The 20,511-nt window shown below is 60.5% G+C and carries 16 protein-coding genes; 4 read left to right on the top strand and 12 right to left on the bottom strand.

Annotated features, from left to right (window positions below):
• The first annotated feature begins 388 nt into the window (after window positions 1–388).
• Complete coding sequence (locus AC3ZU9_RS25280) at window positions 389–1,675, top strand: OmpP1/FadL family transporter (protein ID WP_490091497.1); 1,287 nt, start codon at window positions 389–391, stop codon at window positions 1,673–1,675.
• Window positions 1,676–1,932: 257 nt separating this feature from the next.
• Window positions 1,933–2,991 carry a quinolinate synthase NadA gene (gene nadA / locus AC3ZU9_RS25275; protein WP_015885602.1) on the top strand — a complete coding sequence of 353 codons (1,059 nt, stop codon included), beginning with the start codon at window positions 1,933–1,935 and terminating at the stop codon, window positions 2,989–2,991.
• 136 nt (window positions 2,992–3,127) lie between these two features.
• On the opposite strand, the gene AC3ZU9_RS25270 is transcribed toward nadA, so the two are convergent.
• The 12 genes from AC3ZU9_RS25270 to arcD (AC3ZU9_RS25215) form a co-directional block, all read right to left on the bottom strand.
• On the bottom strand, window positions 3,128–3,616 hold the full coding sequence (locus AC3ZU9_RS25270; RefSeq protein ID WP_015885601.1) for an RDD family protein: 489 nt from the start codon (window positions 3,614–3,616) through the stop codon (window positions 3,128–3,130).
• Window positions 3,617–3,712: 96 nt separating this feature from the next.
• Window positions 3,713–3,925 carry a cold-shock protein gene (locus AC3ZU9_RS25265; RefSeq protein ID WP_007951194.1) on the bottom strand — a complete coding sequence of 71 codons (213 nt, stop codon included), beginning with the start codon at window positions 3,923–3,925 and terminating at the stop codon, window positions 3,713–3,715.
• Between the two features lie 393 nt (window positions 3,926–4,318).
• Window positions 4,319–5,443 (bottom strand): glycine cleavage system aminomethyltransferase GcvT, encoded by a 1,125-nt coding sequence (gene gcvT / locus AC3ZU9_RS25260; protein WP_490091496.1) that lies wholly within the window; start codon window positions 5,441–5,443, stop codon window positions 4,319–4,321.
• A 39-nt stretch (window positions 5,444–5,482) separates the two neighbouring features.
• Window positions 5,483–6,859, bottom strand: coding sequence for an L-serine ammonia-lyase (locus tag AC3ZU9_RS25255; RefSeq protein WP_102061321.1), 1,377 nt, complete (start codon window positions 6,857–6,859; stop codon window positions 5,483–5,485).
• A 161-nt stretch (window positions 6,860–7,020) separates the two neighbouring features.
• A complete protein-coding gene (gcvP, locus tag AC3ZU9_RS25250) occupies window positions 7,021–9,861 on the bottom strand; it encodes an aminomethyl-transferring glycine dehydrogenase (RefSeq protein WP_490091495.1) in 2,841 nt (946 codons plus the stop codon).
• A gap of 10 nt (window positions 9,862–9,871) precedes the next feature.
• A complete protein-coding gene (gene gcvH, locus AC3ZU9_RS25245) occupies window positions 9,872–10,255 on the bottom strand; it encodes a glycine cleavage system protein GcvH (RefSeq protein WP_015885597.1) in 384 nt (127 codons plus the stop codon).
• A 444-nt stretch (window positions 10,256–10,699) separates the two neighbouring features.
• Window positions 10,700–12,211 (bottom strand): sigma-54-dependent transcriptional regulator, encoded by a 1,512-nt coding sequence (locus tag AC3ZU9_RS25240; RefSeq protein WP_093543194.1) that lies wholly within the window; start codon window positions 12,209–12,211, stop codon window positions 10,700–10,702.
• A 214-nt stretch (window positions 12,212–12,425) separates the two neighbouring features.
• The gene (locus AC3ZU9_RS25235; protein ID WP_015885595.1) at window positions 12,426–12,788 is read right to left on the bottom strand and encodes a DUF5064 family protein; all 363 of its coding nucleotides are present in this window, start codon (window positions 12,786–12,788) and stop codon (window positions 12,426–12,428) included.
• A gap of 18 nt (window positions 12,789–12,806) precedes the next feature.
• Window positions 12,807–13,736 carry a carbamate kinase gene (gene arcC / locus AC3ZU9_RS25230; protein WP_046035287.1) on the bottom strand — a complete coding sequence of 310 codons (930 nt, stop codon included), beginning with the start codon at window positions 13,734–13,736 and terminating at the stop codon, window positions 12,807–12,809.
• A gap of 156 nt (window positions 13,737–13,892) precedes the next feature.
• Complete coding sequence (locus tag AC3ZU9_RS25225; RefSeq protein ID WP_015885593.1) at window positions 13,893–14,903, bottom strand: ornithine carbamoyltransferase; 1,011 nt, start codon at window positions 14,901–14,903, stop codon at window positions 13,893–13,895.
• 69 nt (window positions 14,904–14,972) lie between these two features.
• The gene (gene arcA, locus AC3ZU9_RS25220; RefSeq protein ID WP_093543191.1) at window positions 14,973–16,229 is read right to left on the bottom strand and encodes an arginine deiminase; all 1,257 of its coding nucleotides are present in this window, start codon (window positions 16,227–16,229) and stop codon (window positions 14,973–14,975) included.
• Window positions 16,230–16,253: 24 nt separating this feature from the next.
• Window positions 16,254–17,681, bottom strand: coding sequence for an arginine-ornithine antiporter (gene arcD, locus AC3ZU9_RS25215; RefSeq protein ID WP_122811924.1), 1,428 nt, complete (start codon window positions 17,679–17,681; stop codon window positions 16,254–16,256).
• A 446-nt stretch (window positions 17,682–18,127) separates the two neighbouring features.
• Here arcD (AC3ZU9_RS25215) and arcD (AC3ZU9_RS25210) point away from each other — a divergent pair, with 446 nt between their 5' ends.
• Both arcD (AC3ZU9_RS25210) and AC3ZU9_RS25205 read left to right on the top strand, forming a co-directional pair.
• The gene (arcD, locus tag AC3ZU9_RS25210) at window positions 18,128–19,555 is read left to right on the top strand and encodes an arginine-ornithine antiporter (protein ID WP_093543189.1); all 1,428 of its coding nucleotides are present in this window, start codon (window positions 18,128–18,130) and stop codon (window positions 19,553–19,555) included.
• Window positions 19,552–20,415 carry a DNA-3-methyladenine glycosylase family protein gene (locus AC3ZU9_RS25205; RefSeq protein ID WP_102061317.1) on the top strand — a complete coding sequence of 288 codons (864 nt, stop codon included), beginning with the start codon at window positions 19,552–19,554 and terminating at the stop codon, window positions 20,413–20,415. The genes arcD (AC3ZU9_RS25210) and AC3ZU9_RS25205 overlap by 4 nt, the downstream gene beginning before the upstream one ends.
• Window positions 20,416–20,511 lie beyond the last annotated feature (96 nt).

The following is a 20,511-nucleotide window of genomic DNA, read 5'->3' as shown; positions in this document are numbered from 1 at the left end:
GTTAGCTCAGTTGGTAGAGCAGTTGGCTTTTAACCAATTGGTCGTAGGTTCGAATCCCACACGACCCACCATTTTTGGCGGTTTAGAAAATCCGGAAGGCCCACGCAAGTGAGGATTTCCGGGTTTTTTTTTGCCTGTTTGAAAACACAGCGAGCCCCAGGCCAACGAAAGGCTGGGGTTTTTTTGTATCTGCGCGAAGCTGCCGTTGTCGCCAAAACCCATGGGTCACAATCGGGTTTTAAGGTCATTGCTGGAGACAAAAATACGGCCAAAGTCTTTGAAATCCATAGGATTGTCCGACAATCCAATGGATGAAAAACTCTTCATAAACCACCCGCTCGAACGTTGGTAGCTTCCTCATCGCTGCCCCATCATTCGAGTCCTAATAATGAATAACAAAACTCTTAAAGGCGCCTTGGCGCTTGCCGTTTCCCTGGCCTCAACCCAGCTGTTCGCCGGTGGTTTCGCATTAAATGAACAAAGCATCAGTTCAATGGGCACGGGCTACGCCGGTCGCTCCTCTTCGGCCGAGGACGCGAGTACGGTGTTCGGCAACCCCGCCGGCATGTCCCGCTTGAAGAAGAATGAAGTCAGCCTCGGCGCGACCTACCTTGATGCCAAAACCGATATCAAAGACGCCAGTTCCTCGCAGTTCGGTGCCAACAACCCAGGCACCAACAAAGGCGACATGGTGCCCGGCATTGCCGTGCCGATGGGCTATCTGGTCACGCCCATCGATGAGCACTGGGCGTTCGGCCTGGGCATCTACGCGCCGTTCGGCCTGGTGACCGACTATGAGCACAGCTTCCAGGGCAATGCTTTTGGCAGTAAGAGCAAGGTGTCGGTCATCACCGTGCAGCCAACGGTCAGCTATGCCTTCAACGACAAAGTGTCGGTGGGCTTTGGCCCGACTTTCAACCGCATCGACGGCGAGCTGGATTCCAACGTGCCCCTGGGTGGTGGCGCCGGCGAAAGCGTGAAGGTCAAGGGTAACGACAACGCCGCGGGGTTCAACGCCGGTATCCTCGTGCAGCCTCTCGACAGCACGCGTATCGGTGTGACCTACCACTCGCAGGTGGTGTATCACCTCAGCGGCAAGGCCCATGCGTCCGGCCTGATTTCCGATACCTTTGACGGTGGGCCGCAGAAGTATGACGCCAGCCTGGACCTGACAACCCCTTCGTCGGTGGATTTCTCGGTCACCCAGCAACTGAATGATGACTGGACCCTCTACCTCGGCAGCACGTACACGCGTTGGAGTCAGTTGAAGAAGATCACCATCAACAACGACGGTGTGTCCGACCTCACCGCTCAATTCGGCGGCCTCGGTTCGATCACCGAGCAACAGCACTGGCACGACACCTGGTCCCACGCCATCGGCGCGGCCTATCGGGTCAACAAAGAACTGGTGCTGCGGACCGGTTTTTCGGTGGACCAGACGCCGACCAACAACACTGACCGATCCGTGCGGATTCCCACGGGTGATCGCACGGTTTTCAGCCTGGGCGCGGGCTGGACGCCAGTCGACAACCTGACCTTCGATGTGGCGTATTCCTACCTCAAGGAAGAGCCGATCAAGGTGCGGCAGAACCTTTCCCAGGTAGGCCTCACCTACGATGCCAAGTATGAAAATAGCGCCAATGGCTTTGGTGGGTCGGTGACTTACCGCTTCTGATGCCCGCGCAACGCACAGCGTCGGTTGTAAAAACGGGAAACCCCAGCCTTGGGGTTTCCCGTTTTTTTACACCCGACGGATGCACCCGCGAATGCCAGATTAGGCTTTTGAAACCATTGGATATTCTGTAGCCTTGCGCAGCTTCATCGCTAACCGTGCTTGATGAACACAATCACTTCGTCCGGCGGCGCCCGAAGGGCTCCAGAGCCGGTGGTACACTCGACTTTCGCGCAACGGCGCCTGCAGGTCTTGCGAACATGACGCAAATTTCCGAACGCCTTCTGGTTCAAGCCCACCTCGACGCCAAGCAGCCCAAGGCGCTCAGTGCCGATGAAGAGGCTGGCCTGCGTACCGCCATCGCCGCCGAGCTCAAAGCGCAAGACGCGGTGCTGGTTGCTCACTTCTACTGCGACCCGGTCATCCAGGCACTGGCCGAAGAAACCGGCGGCTGTGTCTCCGACTCCTTGGAAATGGCCCGCTTCGGCGCCGCCCACCCGGCCAAGACCGTGTTGGTTGCCGGTGTGCGTTTCATGGGCGAGACCGCCAAGATCCTCACACCCGAAAAACGCATCCTCATGCCCACCCTGGAAGCTACCTGCTCCCTGGACCTGGGCTGCCCGGTGGAGGAATTCTCGGCGTTCTGCGACCAGCACCCCGAACGCACCGTGGTGGTGTATGCCAACACTTCGGCGGCAGTCAAAGCCCGGGCGGATTGGGTGGTGACGTCGAGCTGCGCGCTGGAAATCGTCGAAAGCCTGATGGACAACGGTGAAACCATCATTTGGGGACCTGACAAGCACCTGGGTACCTACATCCAGCGCCAGACCGGTGCCGATATGCTGTTGTGGGACGGCGCCTGCATCGTCCACGAAGAGTTCAAGTCCAAGCAGTTGGAAGACATGAAGGCGCTGTACCCGGACGCAGCCATTCTGGTGCACCCTGAGTCGCCGACTGCGGTGATCGAACTCGCGGATGCCGTGGGCTCGACCAGCCAACTGATTGCGGCGGCCCAGCGCCTGCCGAACAAGACCTTTATCGTCGCCACCGACCGCGGCATCTTCTACAAGATGCAGCAGCTGTGCCCGGACAAGGTCTTCGTCGAAGCGCCTACCGCCGGTAACGGGGCTGCGTGCCGTAGTTGCGCGCATTGCCCGTGGATGGCGATGAACACGCTGGAGCGCACGCTGCAGTGCCTGCGTGAGGGCACTAACGAGATCTTCGTCGAGCCGTCCGTGATCCCGCAGGCGGTGCGCCCGCTCAAGCGCATGCTGGATTTCACCCAAGCCGCACGCCTTAAACTCGCCGGCAACGCCTGACTCAAGGCGGGCTCAGTAAAAAATGTGGGAGGGGGCTTGCTCCCGATAACGGAGTGTCAGTCAGCTCATTTGCCACTGATACCCTGCTATCGGGAGCAAGCCCCCTCCCACAGGTTGATTTCCACTCGTCAGGGCGTTATTTCTTCTGCTTCGGAATCCGCACTAACTGCGTATCCGAATAGATGTCATGCCAGCTGCGTTTGCGCTTATCAAACAGCGACCAGATAAACCCCAGCCCCACGCATAACCACGACGCGATCGCCACCACAAAGCGCAACAGCGCCTGCCACAGGCTGATCCGCGAGCCGTCCGCGTTCTGTACGCGCACGCCCCACACCTGCATGCCCAGGGTCTGGCCGGAATGGGTCCAGAACTTCGCAAAGAAGCCAAACAGCACAAACAACAGAATCGTCGACAGCAACGGGTCGCCGTCCAGCGCGCCGGATTCGGTGAGGGTGCGCATCTTGGCCTCGCCAACAAACGCGATCCAGACCAGCTTGTAGATAAACGCAGTGACAATCAGCAGGGCAGTGCACAACAGGAAGTCATAGAACATCGCTGCCAGGCGACGGCCCAGGCCAACGGCGGGGAACTCGCCTTGGGGGCTCAGCAGGGGTTTCGGCATGGCAGGGCTCTCTTATGAAAAAAGCCATTTTACGAGCAAACGCGCATAAAAAAGCCCCTGATGTCAGCATCAGGGGCTTTTTGTCGCAGGGAAGGATCAGGCTTCTGCGATTACTTCATCAGCCTGCATGCCTTTTTGACCCTGCACGGCAACGAAGGTCACCTTCTGGCCTTCTTTCAGGCTCTTGAAGCCGTTGCCTTGAATAGCGCGGAAATGCACGAACAGATCCGGACCGCTTTCTGGAGTGATAAAACCAAACCCTTTCTCGTCGTTAAACCACTTGACGGTACCGCTCTGACGTGTCGACATTTCTTCTTTCCTTTGACGCTAAAAATTAATGACAGCCCCTTTCGAATGAAAGAGTACTGGGCTGGGTTGCAGGAAAGTAAGAGACGTCGAACGGGTTGTAGCACAACTACTTCAGCTACTGCCCAGGTCCAGGTTCCAAGCGACCCATGCAAACACAGTGGTCAAACTCTACGCCAACTAACAGAGAAAAAACAAGTCCTGCCAAAAGCCCAGCTTTTGCTGGGGCTAATGACACTTGTATGAATGTTGTGGGTCTGACTTATTCGATAGAGTTGGTCACTTGTTATAGGCTGAACCCTATAACAACGACTATCGACAGTGCACTGTTTTATGGCGGTTGCGTTACAGATTAGTGCACGTTAACGCAACCGCGTTACTTATAGAAACAGTCAATCAGCCACGGAAGTAACGTTGCGGTACAAATGGCATTTTACTTACACGAAGTGGCACCTTTTTCCCACGCACCAACGCAGAGACTTCGGTGTCCAGTGCGATGAATGCGCTGTCCAGATAACCCATTGCCAACGGGCCGCCGAGGGTCGGACCGAAACCACCGCTGCATACGCTGCCAATCACTGTGCCGTCGGCGTCGACGATCTCCGCGCCTTCGCGCACGGGCGTGCGCTCTTGTGGCAACAGCCCTACACGTTTACGGCTCACACCGGCTTGCTGCTGGGTGAAGATCGTGTCGGCACCCGGGAAGCCACCGGCACGTGCGCCATCGGCGCGACGGGCCTTGGAGATCGCCCACAGCAAGCTGGCTTCGATCGGCGTGGTGTCGGTGTTCATGTCGTGGCCGTACAGGCACAGGCCCGCTTCCAGGCGCAATGAATCGCGGGCGCCCAGGCCGATGGCCTGCACTTCGGTCTCCGCCAGGAGGCTGCGGGCGAGGCTTTCGGCGTTGGCGGCCGGTACTGAGATTTCGAAGCCGTCTTCACCGGTGTAGCCCGAACGGCTGACATAGCAGTCCACGCCCAGCAGGCGCAGGGAGGCGAACTGCATAAACGTCATCTGGGTGACTTCCGGTGCCAGGCGGGCCAGCACCTTGACCGCCGCCGGGCCTTGCAGCGCCAGCAAGGCGCGCTCTTCAAACAATGGCTCGATGCTGCACTGGTCGCTGATATGCTGACGCAGGTGCGCCAGATCCTGGTCCTTGCAGGCGGCGTTGACCACCAGGAACAGTTCGTCGTTGCCCAGGTTCGCCACCATCAGGTCGTCGAGAATGCCGCCCTGAGCGTTGGTGAACATCGCATAGCGCTGCATGCCTACCGGCAGGTCGATGATGTCGACCGGCACCAGGGTTTCCAGGGCCTTGGCGGCATTCGCACCGGTCAGGCGGATCTGGCCCATGTGGGACACGTCGAACAGCCCGGCCTGATCACGGGTGTGAAGGTGTTCCTTCATGACGCCCAGTGGGTATTGCACCGGCATGTCGTAGCCGGCGAAGGGCACCATGCGCGCGCCCAGTTCAATGTGCAGGGCGTGCAGAGGGGTTTTCAACAGGGTTTCGGTGGACATATTCAGCTCCTGAAAAACGTGCTGGCGCGCCGTTAGGCGTCAGCACTCGATAATGTTGACCGCCAAACCGCCACGGGCGGTTTCCTTGTATTTGCTTTTCATGTCGGCGCCGGTCTGGCGCATGGTGCGGATGACCTTGTCCAGCGAGACGAAGTGTTGCCCGTCGCCACGCAGCGCCATGCGCACCGCATTGATCGCCTTGACCGAGCCCATCGCATTGCGCTCGATGCAGGGCACCTGCACCAGCCCGCCAATCGGGTCGCAGGTGAGGCCGAGGTTGTGTTCCATGCCGATTTCGGCGGCGTTTTCCACCTGGGAAACGCTGCCGCCCAAGACTTCGCACAGCGCGCCGGCGGCCATGGAACAGGCCACGCCGACTTCACCCTGGCAGCCGACTTCGGCACCCGAGATCGACGCGTTTTCCTTGTACAGAATGCCGATAGCGGCGGCGGTGAGCAGGAAGCGCACCACGCCGTCTTCGTTCGCGCCGGGGATAAAGCGCATGTAGTAATGCAGCACCGCCGGCACAATCCCGGCCGCACCGTTGGTGGGCGCCGTGACCACGCGCCCGCCGTTGGCGTTTTCTTCGTTGACCGCCAGCGCGTACAGATTGACCCAATCCAGCACCGACAGTGGGTCGCGCAGCGCCGATTCCGGGTGCTTGCACAACTGACGATGCAACGCCGCGGCGCGACGCTTGACCTTCAGGCCGCCAGGCAGAATCCCTTCATTGCGACAGCCGGCGTCCACGCAGTCCTGCATCACTTGCCAGATCTTCAGCAGGCCGGCGCGGGTTTCCGCTTCCGGGCGCCAGGCGCTTTCATTGGTCAGCATCACCTGGCTGATGGACAGCCCGTAAGTGGTGCAATGGCCCAGCAAGTCCTTGGCGTGCTTGAAGGGGAAGGTCAATGGCGTGGCGTCTTCGACAATCCGGTCGGCGCCGGCGGCGTCTTCATCCACCACAAAACCGCCGCCCACCGAGTAGTACTCGCGGCTGCGGATCTGGATATTGGCGGCGTCGAAGGCGCGGAAAATCATGCCGTTGGGATGATAGGCGAGGGGTTTGCGAATCATCGCCAAGTGTTCTTTCTCGTTGAACACGATGCTGTGTTCGCCGAGCAAATTCAGGCGGCCGTCCTTGCGCATCTGCGCCAGGCGCGTTGCCACGGTTTCGGTATTCACGGTGTCCGGGTGTTCGCCTTCCAGCCCAAGCAGTACGGCCTTGTCGCTGCCGTGGCCTTTGCCGGTGGCGCCGAGCGAGCCGTAGAGTTCCACCTTGATGGCGGTGGTGGTGCTCAGCAGGTTGTCACGCTTGAGGCCCTCGACAAATCGGGCGGCGGCGCGCATCGGGCCCACGGTGTGGGAACTGGAGGGGCCGATGCCAATCTTGAACAGGTCGAACACGCTTAAAGACATGAGTTGTTCTCCGGTTTCTTATTATTTTCTGGAGGTCGCCTTGGTCAAGTGTGGGAGGGGGCTTGCCCCCGATGAAAGTGTGCCAGTCAGCTCATCTGTCTCTGACCCACCGCTATCGGGGGCAAGCCCCCTCCCACATTTGTACCCAGTACATCCTTAAGTTATGCGTAGCTCTCGATCGACGGGCACGCACACACCAAATTGCGATCGCCAAACACGTTGTCGACCCGGCCAACCGGCGGCCAATACTTGCCTTCGATCAGCGAAGCAACCGGGTACACCGCTTGCTCGCGGCTGTACGGATGGCTCCATTCGCCCACCAGTTCCGCCGCGGTGTGCGGCGCGTTTTTCAGTGGGTTGTCGTCCTTGTCCAGGGTGCCGTTTTCCACCGCGCGGATTTCTTCGCGGATGGCGATCATGGCGTCGCAGAAGCGGTCCAGTTCTTCCTTGGATTCGCTTTCGGTCGGCTCGATCATCAACGTGCCGGCAACCGGGAACGACATGGTCGGCGCGTGGAAGCCGAAGTCGATCAGGCGCTTGGCCACGTCATCTACGCTGATGCCGCTGCTGTCTTTGAGTGGGCGCAGGTCGAGGATGCATTCGTGCGCCACCAGGCCGTTGCTGCCGGTGTACAGCACGGGGTAGTGCTCTTCCAGGCGACGGGAAATGTAGTTGGCATTCAGGATCGCCAGCTGCGAAGCGCGCTTGAGCCCCGCGCCGCCCATCATGCTGATGTACATCCAGGTGATCGGCAGGATGCTCGCGCTGCCGAACGGCGCTGCGCATACCGCGCCTTCCTTGCGTTCCATGGCGGCGTGGCCCGGCAGGAATGGCGTGAGGTGCGACTTGACGCCGATCGGGCCAACGCCCGGGCCGCCACCGCCGTGAGGAATGCAGAAGGTCTTGTGCAGGTTCAGGTGGGACACGTCGCCGCCGAACTTGCCCGGTGCGCAGAGGCCGACCATGGCGTTCATGTTGGCGCCGTCGATGTACACCTGGCCACCGTTGTCGTGAATGATGCCGCAGATTTCGCGGATACCTTCTTCGAACACGCCGTGGGTGGACGGGTAGGTGATCATCAGCGCGGCGAGGTGATCGCGGTGCTCGATGGCCTTGGCGCGCAGGTCTTCGATATCGACGTTGCCACGCGCATCGCAAGCGGTCACCACGACACGCATGCCCGCCATGTTGGCGGTGGCCGGGTTGGTGCCGTGGGCCGACGACGGGATCAGGCAGATGTCGCGACGTTCTTCGCCACGGCTCTGGTGATAGGCACGAATGGCCAAGAGGCCTGCGTACTCGCCCTGGGAACCGGCGTTCGGTTGCAACGAGATCGCGTCGTAACCGGTGGCCGCGCAGAGCATGGCTTCCAGGTCCGAGGTCAGTTGCAGGTAGCCGGCGCTTTGTTCGGCGGGAGCGAACGGGTGCAGGGCACCGAACTCGGCCCAGGTCACCGGGATCATTTCGCTGGCGGCGTTGAGCTTCATGGTGCACGAGCCCAGCGGAATCATGGTGCGGTCCAGCGCCAGGTCCTTGTCGGCCAGCTTGCGCAGGTAGCGCATCAGCTCGGTTTCGGAGTGATAGCGGTTGAACACCGGGTGGCTGAGGATCGGCGACTGGCGCAGCAGCGCTGCCGGCAGGGTGCTGTCCACGTTGGCCGTGAAGTCAGGCAAGGCCTTGCCGTCGGCGAAGATCGCCCACAGGGTTTCAATGTCGGCCTGTGTGGTGGTTTCGTCCACCGACACACCCAGACGCTCAGCGTCCACGACACGCAGGTTGATGCGCTGGGCGCGGGCCTTGTCGTGCAGGGTGGCGGTGTTGGCACCGGTGTTGAGGGTGAGGGTGTCGAAGAAGTGTTCCTGCTCGACCTTCTGGCCCAGGGCGGTCAAGCCCTTGGCCAGGATCGCGGTCAGCTGGTGAATGCGCTGGGCGATCTGCGTCAGGCCTTTGGGGCCGTGGTACACGGCGTACATGCTGGCGATGTTGGCCAACAGCACTTGGGCGGTGCAGATGTTGCTGGTGGCTTTCTCGCGACGGATATGTTGCTCGCGGGTCTGCATGGCCAGGCGCAGGGCCGGCTTGCCGAAACGGTCCACGGAGACGCCGACCAGACGGCCCGGCATGTCGCGCTTGAACGCATCCTTGGTGGAGAAGTACGCCGCGTGCGGGCCGCCAAAGCCCAGCGGCACGCCGAAGCGTTGCGCGCTGCCGATGGCCACGTCGGCACCGAACTCACCCGGCGGGGTCAGCAGGGTCAGGGCCAGCAGGTCGGCGGCCACGGCGACCAAGGCGTTGGAAGCGTGGAAACGCTCAGTCAGCGCGCGGTAGTCGAACACGTCACCGTTACTGGCCGGGTATTGCAGCAGGGCGCCGAAGAAGGCGCTGACGTCGGTCAGTTCACGCTCATCGCCCACCACCACATCAATACCCAGTGGCTCGGCACGGGTGCGCAGCACGTCGAGGGTTTGCGGGTGGCTGTGGACCGAGGCGAAGAAGGCATTGCTGCCCTTGTTCTTGCTCAGGCGCTTGCAGAAGGTCATGGCTTCGGCGGCGGCGGTGGCTTCGTCAAGCAGCGAGGCGTTGGCGATCGGCAGGCCGGTGAGGTCGCTGATCAGGGTCTGGAAGTTCAGCAACGCTTCCAGGCGGCCTTGGGAAATTTCTGGCTGGTACGGGGTGTAGGCGGTGTACCAGGCCGGGTTTTCCAGCAGGTTGCGCAGGATCGGCGACGGCGTGTGGCAGTTGTAGTAGCCCTGGCCGATGTAGGTCTTGAACAGTTGGTTCTGGCCGGCGATGGCCTTGATCTTGGCCAGGGCCTCGGCTTCGCTCAGGCCGTCTTCCAGGCCGAGCACGCTGGTGCCCTTGATGCTTTCCGGGATCACGCTGGCGCTCAGGGCTTCCAGGGAGTCAAAGCCCAGGCTGGCGAGCATGTGTTGCTCGTCTTCCTGGCGCGGGCCGATGTGGCGGGCGATGAATTCGTTGGCGGTAGTCAGATTAACGGTCATGGCGCGCTCCTCAAGCTTCAGCGTTGGCTTTGATCAGGCGGTCGTACGCATCCTGATCCAACAGCTTAGCCACTGCACTGGCATCAGCGGGTTTAAAGCGGAAGAACCAACCTTCGCCCATCGGGTCTTCGTTGACCAGCTCCGGGCTGCCATCGAGTTTGTCGTTCACTTCGAGCACTTCACCGTCCAGCGGCATGTACACACCGCTGGCGGCCTTGACCGACTCCACGGTGGACGCTTCAGCGCCCTTGTCGTAGGCCTGCAACTCCGGCAGTTGCACGAAAACCACATCACCCAGCGCGTTCTGCGCAAAAGCGGTGATACCCACGGTGACGCTGCCGTCAGCTTCGGCGCGCAGCCATTCGTGATCTTCAGTGAAACGCAACTCGCTCATGGAAACTCCTCGGGGCCAGATTCGTCTGGTGGACGGGATTGGAATAATGGGGAGTTGCTTAGCAATATCGCGGCCAAGGTTAGTAAGTCTTTATAAATCAGTGAGTTATAAAAAATGGCTATGACGAGATGACGGTTGGCTGTAGCGATTTCGCTACACACGTGCGCGTGAAAAAAAGCCTATGTGGATCAAAGCCTTGCATGGCGCGCAAAAAACAGGGTTGTAGCGATATCGTTACGCTGTAGCGCTTTCAGTACAGCCGATGTCGTTCTCAGACCAAAACCTGGCAGGCGGTCGATGTTTGGAATGCTGCCAATGTGGGAGGGGGCTTGCCCCCGATGGCGATGGGTCAGTTAGAGATGCTTTGATTGACACACTGCTATCGGGGGCAAGTCGAATCGTCGCACCGCCCCTCCCACATTTGACCTCTATCGACCCAGGCAGTCAGGGCTTGTTGGAGGGAATGCCGTACTTGCGCAGGCGATGAGCAATCGCCGTGTGGGAGGTCTGCAGCCGGCTGGCCAGTTGGCGGGTCGAGGGGTAGCTGGCGTAGAGCTTTTCCAGCAGGCTGCGTTCGAAATCTTCCATGGCCTGTTCCAGGCTGTCGACTTCGCCGTCGCCCTGGCGCGCCACCGAGGTGCCGGCGATGTCGAGGTCGCCGATGTCGACCAGGCTGCTTTCGCAGATGGCGGCGGCGCGGAAGATCACGTTCTGCAGTTGCCGAACGTTGCCCGGCCAGCGGTTGCCCAGCAGCGCCGGGTAAGTACCGGGCGCCAGGCGGCACACCGGGCGCTGGATCTGTGCGCAGGCCTGCTGCATGAAGTAGCGGGCGAGCAGCAGGATGTCCTGGCCGCGTTCGCGCAAGGGCGGCACTTCAACGTTAAGCACATTGAGGCGGTAGAACAGGTCTTCGCGGAAGGTGCCCTCGCTGACCATTTTTTCCAGGTCACGGTGGGTGGCGCTGAGAATGCGCACATTGACCTTCACTTCACGGTCGCCGCCGACGCGACGGAAGCTGCCGTCATTGAGAAAACGCAGCAGCTTGGCCTGTAAGTACGGCGACATCTCGCCGATCTCATCGAGGAACACCGTGCCTTGGTTGGCCAACTCCATCAGCCCTGGCTTGCCACCGCGTTGCGCGCCGGTAAAGGCGCCCGGTGCATAACCGAACAGCTCGCTCTCGGCGAGGTTCTCCGGCAGCGCCGCGCAGTTCAAGGCCAGGAACGGCGCGCTGTGGCGTGCACTGATGGCGTGGCAGGCACGCGCGACCAATTCCTTGCCGGTGCCGGTTTCGCCCTGGATCAACAGCGGTGCATCCAACGCTGCCACTCGCTGCGCGCGCGCCTTGAGGGTGCGGATGACCGGCGACTCGCCGAGCAGCGCATCAAAGCCTTCGGCATGGTCGTGGTGCAACGCCGAGAGTTGTTCGCCAATGCGATTGGGTTGATAGAGCGTCAGCAGCGCGCCGGCGTCGGTAATCGGCGTGGCGTCCAGCAACAGCGTCTGGCCGTTGACGCTGATCTCTCGCAGCGGCAAGCGAAAGCCTTGCTCCAGCAAGGTCTCAAGCAGGGCCGGGTCATTGAACAGCTCGCTGATGCTTTCCCCGGCCGGTTCGCGACCGTACAGGGCGATCAACGCCGGGTTGGCCAGCAGGATCTTGCCCGCGCTGTCCAGCGCCAGCACCGGGTCGGTCATGGCGGCCAGCAGGGCGTCGAGTTGCAGGTGGCGGCGTTGGCCGGGGAGGATGTCCACCACCGTGACCGCCTGCACGCCGTGCACGCTGAACAGCGCGTCACGCAGTTCTTCGAGGACGTCGGCGCTCAGGGTCGGCGCGTCGATATAGACGTTGGGCGGCACCATCTCCACCGCATCCAGGTTGAGATTGCGCCCACCGAGCAAGGCCAGGACTTCCTGGGTAATGCCGACGCGGTCGATGAAACTGACGTGGATACGCATGGGGCTGCTGACAATTCTGGGACGCGAGAGGCAGCAAGTATGCCTTGCAGAGGGTGGAGATCAAAATGTGGGAGGGGGCTTGCTGTGGCGAGGGAGCTTGCTCCCGTCCGACAGCGAAGCTGGAGTCGGCTATTTGGGGCGCTGCGCACCCCAACGGGAGCAAGCTCCCTCGCCGCAAAAGCCCCCTCCCACACTTGAAGCTAGGTTGTGCCAGTTATTCCAAGTGTTCGGGTTTGATGGGGTCACCCGATTTCACATCCAACTGATGCCGCACATCTTCGAACATCTGGTCGTACTGCTTGTGCATCGAGCCATTGAGTACCGCAATCTTCGGCATCCCATACTTCTGCGCGATGTTCATCGCATGCCGGGCAAAGTCGAATGCCTGGTCCTTGGGCAAGAAGAACTCTTCCTTGAGGTCCTTGCCCTGCACCGAGCCATGCAGCTTGAACAGCATGCCCTTGCCTTCCTTTGGGTCCTGGCTGACTTCGTAATCGATACACAGGTTGTAGCTGTAGTCATCCTTGTTCAGCGCGTGACGTTCAACGTGCAGGTGACCCGGTTCAAAGGTGGCCATAGGCGTATCTCCTTTACTTCACAGATAGGTGATGCCAGGTGTTGCCGTGCTGATGCGCGTGCCGGCGCTGCCCTGGACGATGGCTTCGATGTCCGAGAGTGAACCGATGACGGCGGTTTTGCCAGTCTGGCGGGCGAACTCACAGGCGGCTTGGACCTTGGGGCCCATGGAACCGGCGGCGAAGCCGAGTTTTTCCAGGTCGTCGGGGTGGGCCTGGCCAATCGCTTTCTGGGTCGGCTTACCGTAGTCGATAAACGCGGCGTTGACGTCGGTGGCGATCACCAGCAGATCGGCGTCCAGTTGCGCCGCCAGCAAGGAGGAGCACAGGTCCTTGTCGATCACCGCTTCGATGCCTTTGAGCTTACCGTCGTCGCCATACATCGTCGGGATGCCACCACCGCCGGCGCAGATCACAATGGCGTTTTTTTCCAGCAGCCATTTGATCGGGCGAATTTCAAAGATGCGTTTGGGCCGTGGGCTGGCGACCACGCGGCGGTACTTGTCGCCATCCGGTGCAATCGCCCAGCCTTTTTCGGCGGCGAGTTTTTCCGCTTCGGCTTTGGAGTACACCGGGCCGATGGGTTTGGTCGGGTTCTGGAAGGCCGGGTCCTTGGCGTCGACTTCGACCTGGGTGAGCAGGGTGGCGAAGGGCACTTCGAAGTCCAGCAGGTTGCCCAGTTCCTGTTCGATGATGTAGCCGATCATGCCTTCGGTCTCGGCGCCGAGCACGTCCAGCGGGTAAGGCGACACCTGGGTGTAGGCCGCCGCCTGCAACGACAGCAGGCCGACTTGCGGACCATTGCCGTGGGCGATCACCAGCTCGTTGCCGGCATGGATCTTGGCGATCTGTTCGGTGGCGATACGGATATTGGCGCGTTGGTTGTCCGCCGTCATGGGTTCACCACGGCGGAGCAGGGCGTTGCCGCCCAGGGCTACGACGATGCGCATAAAGAGTGTCCTTCTGAAATTCATCGTTGTGAACACGGCCAGTGTGGGAGGGGGCTTGCCCCCGATAGCGGTGGATCTGTTGATCAATGTGCTGACTGACACACCACCATCGGGGGCAAGCCCCCTCCCACACTGACTGTGTTCCAGCAGTAAGATTTAGATATCTGCGAGTGCCGACACCAGAATCGCCTTGATGGTATGCATGCGGTTTTCCGCCTGCTCAAACGCGATATTGGCCGGCGATTCGAACACTTCCTCGGTCACTTCCACGCCATTGGCCAGGTTCGGATAACGCGCGGCGATGTCCTTGCCCACCTTGGTTTCGCTGTTGTGGAAGGCCGGCAGGCAGTGCATGAACTTCACCCGAGGGTTGCCCGAAGCTTTCATCATCTTGGCGTTGACCTGGTACGGCAGCAGCTGCTCGATGCGCTCGTCCCACGCTTCCACCGGCTCACCCATGGACACCCAGATATCGGTGTGGATGAAGTCCACGCCCTTGACCGCTTCCTTCGGGTCTTCGGTGATGGTGATACGCGCGCCGCTTTCCTCGGCAAACGCCTGGCATTGCTTGATGAAATCCTCGTGCGGCCACAGGGCTTTCGGCGCGCCGATGCGCACGTCCATGCCCAGCTTGGCGCCGATCATCAGCAGCGAGTTGCCCATGTTGTAGCGCGCATCGCCCAGGTAGGCGTAGCTGATGTCATGCAGCGGTTTGTCGCTGTGCTCGCGCATGGTCAGGGTGTCGGCGATCATTTGGGTCGGGTGGAATTCGGCGGTGAGGCCATTGAACACCGGCACCCCGGCGAACTTGGCCAGCTCTTCGACGATTTCCTGTTCGAAGCCACGGTATTCGATGGCGTCGAACATCCGGCCCAGTACGCGGGCGGTGTCTTTCATGCTTTCTTTGTGGCCGATCTGCGACGACACCGGGTCGATGTAGGTGACGTGGGCGCCCTGGTCATGTGCCGCCACTTCGAAGGCGCAGCGGGTGCGGGTCGAGGTTTTTTCGAAGATCAGCGCGATGTTTTTGCCCTGCAGGTGCGGACGCTCGGTGCCGGTGTATTTGGCGCGCTTGAGGTCGCGGGACAGGTCCAGCAGGTAGTTCAGCTCGCGGGTGGTGTGGTGCATCAGCGAGAGCAGGCTGCGGTTGCGCATGTTGAAAGCCATGATGGATCTCCTTCTGTTTAGGTTATCCCCTTGGCCGGCGCCTTATGGGCGACGGCCAAGGCCTGGAAATTAATAGTCGATAGGGTCGCGGATGATCGGGCAGGTCATGCAGTGACCGCCGCCGCGGCCACGGCCGAGTTCACCGGCGCTGATGGTGATCACTTCCACGCCCGCCTTGCGCAGCAGGGTGTTGGTGTAGGTGTTGCGGTCGTAGCCGATCACCACGCCAGGCTCCACGGCCACCACGTTGTTGCCGTCGTCCCATTGCTCGCGTTCGGCGGCAAAGCTGTTGCCGCCGGTCTCGACCACGCGCAGCGCCTTGAGGTTGAGGGCTGCGGCGACGGTGTCGAGGAAGTTGGTTTTCTCCCGTTGGATGTCGATGCCGTGTGGCTTGCTGTCATCTGGGCGCAGGGTGAAGGGCACGATCTGGTTGACCACTTCAGGGAAGACGGTGACCAGGTCGCGGTCGCAGAAGCTGAACACGGTGTCCAGGTGCATCGCCGCGCGGGATTTCGGCAGGCCGGCCACGATCACGCGTTCCACGGCTTTGTTCTTGAACAGGTTGCGCGCCAGTTGGCCGATGGCCTGGTGGGACGAGCGCTCGCCCATGCCGATCAACACCACGCCATTGCCAATTGGCATGACGTCGCCGCCTTCCAGCGTGGCGGCACCGTGTTCCTGGTCGGGATCGCCGTACCAGATCTGGAAGTCCGCGTGGGTGAACTCCGGGTGGAATTTGTAGATGGCGCTGGCCAGCAGGGTTTCCTGGCGTCGCGCCGGCCAGTACATTGGGTTGAGCGTCACACCGCCGTAGATCCAGCAGGTGGTGTCGCGGGTGAACTGGGTGTTGGGCAACGGCGGCAGAATGAAACTGGCGTGGCCGAGGAAGTCGCGGAACATCTCGATGGTCTTGCCACCGAAGCTGCTTGGCAGGTCATCGGCCGACACGCCACCGATCAGGAACTCGGCGATCTTGCGCGGCTCCAGGCTGCGCAGCCACGAACTGACTTCCTCGACCAGGCCCAGGCCTACGGTGTTGGAAGTGATCTTGCGTTCCAGGATCCAGTCCAGGGCTTCGGGGATGGCGACGATGTCGGTGAGCAGGTTGTGCATTTCCAGCACATCAATGTCCCGCTCGCGCATCTTGGTGACGAAGTCGAAGTGGTCGCGCTTGGCCTGGGCCACCCACAGCACGTCATCGAACAGCAGTTCATCGCAGTTATTGGGGGTCAGCCGCTGGTGGGCCAAACCTGGGGAGCACACCATGACTTTGCGCAGTTTGCCGGCTTCGGAATGTACGCCGTACTTCACTTTTTCCGTGGTCATTACAGATCCTCCAGTGAGACACAATTACAAGGTCAGGAAGCCGTCGTAGAGGCCATAAGCAGCCACCAGGGCGCCTGCGACCACTGCAGCGAAAATCAGCTTCTCGACGTTGGTGAAAATCGGTTTGCCCAGTTCACGCTTGGCCTTGGCGAACAGGATCGCGCCGGGGGCGTAGAGCAGGGCCGAGAGCAGCAGGTATTTGGTGCCGCCGGCATAGAGCAGCCAGACCGCGTAGATCAGCGCGACGGCGCCGATGAACAGGTCCTTCTTGCGCTCGGCCAGGGCGGTTTCGTAGGTTTCGCCGCGCACCGCCAGCAGCAGGGCGTAGGCCGCCGACCACAGGTAAGGCACCAGGATCATCGAGGTGGCGAGGTAGATCAGCGACAGGTAAGTGCTGGCGGAAAACAGCGTGATCACCAGGAAAATCTGGACCATCGCGTTGGTCAGCCACAGCGCGTTGACCGGTACGTGGTTGGCGTTTTCCTTGCGCAGGAACTCCGGCATGGTGTGGTCCTTGGCGGCGGCGAACATGATCTCCGCACACAGCAGCACCCACGACAGCAGCGCCCCCAGCAGCGAGATGATCAAGCCGACGCTGATCAGCACCGCGCCCCAGTGGCCCACCACATGCTCCAGCACGGCGGCCATCGACGGGTTCTGCAGCTTGGCCAGTTCCGGTTGGGTCATGATGCCCAGGGACAACACGTTCACCAGCATCAGGAACAGCAGCACGGTGATAAAACCGATGACGGTAGCCTTGCCGACGTCAGAACGTTTTTCCGCACGGGACGAGAAGATGCTCGCGCCTTCGATGCCGATAAACACCCACACGGTGACCAGCATCATGTTGCGCACCTGGTTCATCACGCTGCCCAGGTCCGGGTTTTTCACGCCCCAGATGTCAGCGGTGAAGATATCCAGCTTGAACGCAAACAGCGCGATCAGCACGAACAGCACCAGTGGCACCACCTTGGCGACGGTGGTCACCAGGTTGATGAACGCGGCTTCCTTAATGCCGCGCAGCACCAGGAAATGCACGGCCCACAGCAGCACCGAAGCACCGATCACCGCCGCCGGCGTATTGCCTTCGCCAAAGATCGGGAAGAAATAGCCGAGGGTGCTGAACAGCAACACGAAGTAGCCAACGTTGCCCAACCACGCGCTGATCCAGTAGCCCCAGGCTGATGAAAAGCCCATGTAGTCGCCGAAACCAGCCTTGGCATAGGCGTACACCCCGCCGTCGAGGTCGGGCTTGCGGTTGGCGAGGGTCTGGAACACAAAGGCGAGGGTCAACATGCCGATGGCGGTAATCACCCAACCAATCAATACCGCACCAACATCGGCACTGGCGGCCATATTTTGCGGGAGTGAAAAGATCCCGCCGCCAATCATTGAGCCGACGACAAGTGCAACCAGTGCGCCCAATCGAAGTTTTCCGGGAGATTCAGACATCGCATAACTCCAATGCAGGAGAAGAGAGACCACAGAATAAATCCGTGCGCTAATCAAACAGCTGACTCAGATCACTTCATTGGCACATTCCATTGTGAATTAATGACTTAGGGTGGAAAGTCCTGGGCAATAGTTTTCCGCGCAAAGGCGCTTTCCAGAGCGATCTCTGCGTGTTGATTAATCATTTAGTGCTGCGTATGGAGGATTTAAACTAGACCTTTTTCAGGAATGTGCAAACTTTTCGGGAATGCGACAGTAAGTAGCTTGGATGCGACGAATGATCGTCCGTATTTAAATTATAAATAAGCTTAAAATATATAAACTGTCATACCGCAGGGTTATGAGCAGGGTACTTTTATCGCGGCCCCTAATAACGCTACACGCGCTGGATTAATCAGTTGAGTGCGCGCTTATCAGTCAAAACTTTTATTTAATCAGGAGTGTTCATGTCTCAACCCGCTCAAAAACTTCGACTCAGCGCCCTGATTGCCCTGGTGGTGGGGTCGATGATCGGCGGTGGGATTTTTTCGTTGCCGCAGAATATGGCCGCGCGTGCCGAGGTGGGGGCGGTGTTGATCGGCTGGGCGATCACCGCCGTCGGTATGCTGACCCTCGCGTTCGTGTTCCAGACCCTGGCCAATCGCAAACCCAACCTGGATTCGGGCGTATATGCCTACGCCAAGGCGGGCTTCGGCGACTACATGGGGTTCTCGTCGGCCTGGGGCTATTGGATCAGTGCATGGATGGGCAACGTCGGTTACTTCGTGTTGCTGTTCAGTACCCTGGGTTACTTTTTTCCGCTGTTCGGCCAGGGCAACACGCCGGTGGCCATTGGGTGTGCGTCGTTGCTGCTGTGGGCCGTGCATTTCCTGGTGCTGCGCGGGATCAAGGAGGCGGCGTTCATCAACCAGATCACCACCGTGGCGAAGATTGTACCGTTGCTGATGTTTATCGTGATCGCGGGTGTGGCGTTCAAGGCCGATATTTTCACTCGGGATATCTGGGGCCTGGGCAACCCGAACATCGGCAACGTGGTGGACCAGGTGCGCAACATGATGCTGGTCACCGTATTTGTGTTTATTGGTATCGAAGGCGCCAGCGTGTATTCGGCGCGGGCGGAGAAACGCTCGGACGTTGGCCGCGCCACGGTGATCGGTTTTCTTGGGGTGCTGGCCTTGCTGGTGCTGGTGAACGTACTGTCCCTGGGGATCATGAGCCAGCCGGAACTTGCACAATTGCAGAACCCGTCCCTGGCCGGCGTGCTCGAACATATTGTCGGCCCCTGGGGCGCGATGGCGATCAGCATTGGCTTGGCGGTTTCCCTGCTCGGCGCCTTGCTGTCCTGGGCCTTGCTTTGCGCCGAAATCCTCTATGCCACGGCCCAGGACAAGACCATGCCGGCCTTCCTGAAAAAGGAAAACGCCAACCAGGTGCCGGTCAACGCGTTGTGGCTGACCAATGTGATGATCCAGGTTTTCCTGGTGATCACACTGTTTTCCCACAGCACCTACACCACCCTGATTTACCTCGCCTCGTCGATGATCCTGGTGCCGTACCTGTGGTCGGCGGCCTATGCCGTCTTATTGAGCGGGCGCGGCGAAACCTACGAAGGCGCCCACGGCCAGCGCATGAAGGACTTGCTGGTTGGCCTGGTAGCCCTCGGCTACGCGGTGTGGCTGCTCTACGCCGGCGGTTTGAAGTACCTGCTCCTGTCGGCGTTGCTGTATGCACCGGGCGTGATCCTGTTTGCCCTGGCCAAGCGTGAGCAAGGCCAGCCCTTGTTTACTCACCTGGAAAAAGGCATTTTCAGCTGCGTGGTCACTGGCGCGGGGCTGGCGGCGTATGGGTTGTACAGCGGGGTGTTGTCGTTGTGAGATTGGCGTATCAGCCGCCGTATGACTGGGCGGCGATGTTGGGCTTTCTGTCGGCACGGGCGATCGCTGGGATGGAGACCGTGGAGGCGGGCGTGTATCGGCGCAGCATCAGCGTCGAGGGACGGCATGGCTGGATCAGTGTGGCGCCGGGGACTGGCGATGGGTTGGATGTTGGCGTCGATTTTCCAGAGGGGGCGGCTTTGCCCGAGATCGAGCGCCGCCTGCGCAAGATGTTTGATCTGGACGCCCAACCCCAGCAGATCAATGCGCAACTGGCGACCGACCCATTGATGGCCCGGTTGGTTGCGGCCCGTCCGGGCTTGCGCGTACCGGGCACCTGGGACGGGCTGGAGCTGGCGATTCGTGCAGTGCTGGGCCAGCAGATCACCGTGGTGGCGGCCATTCGCTTGGCGGGCAAGTTGGTGACGCAGTACGGCCAACCGCTGGAAACGCCTTACGCCGGTATCACCCATGTGTTCCCCACGGCTGAAGTCTTGGCCGTGGCGGACCTGGCCACCCTTGGCATGCCCAAGGCGCGTGGGCGCACGTTGTCAGGTGTCGCCCAGGCATTGCTGGATGATCCTGAGGTGTTCGAACCCAAGGCCAGCCTCAAGGAGGGCGTCACCAGGCTGGTCGCGTTGCCGGGGATTGGCGATTGGACGGCGCAGTACATCGCCATGCGCCAGATGCGCGAAGCGGATGCGTTTGCGTCGGGGGATATCGGGCTGATCAATGCGCTGGCGGCGCTGGAGGGCGGGCCGGTGTCTGCCCGGCAGTTGTTGGCGCGGGCTGAGGCGTGGCGGCCGCTGAGGGCGTATGCGGCGCAACATTTGTGGACGTCGTTGCAGCGGTCAGATTGATACTGTCTGTACTGGCCTCATCGCAGGCAAGCCAGCTCCCACACTTGACCGGGTACATCCGTTGGAATGTGGTCAAAATGTGGGAGGGGGCTTGCC

It is taken from the genome of Pseudomonas sp. A39, from assembly GCF_058145955.1.
Note: the sequence above shows the minus strand (reverse complement) of the source record. Positions and strands in the feature narration are given on the sequence as shown.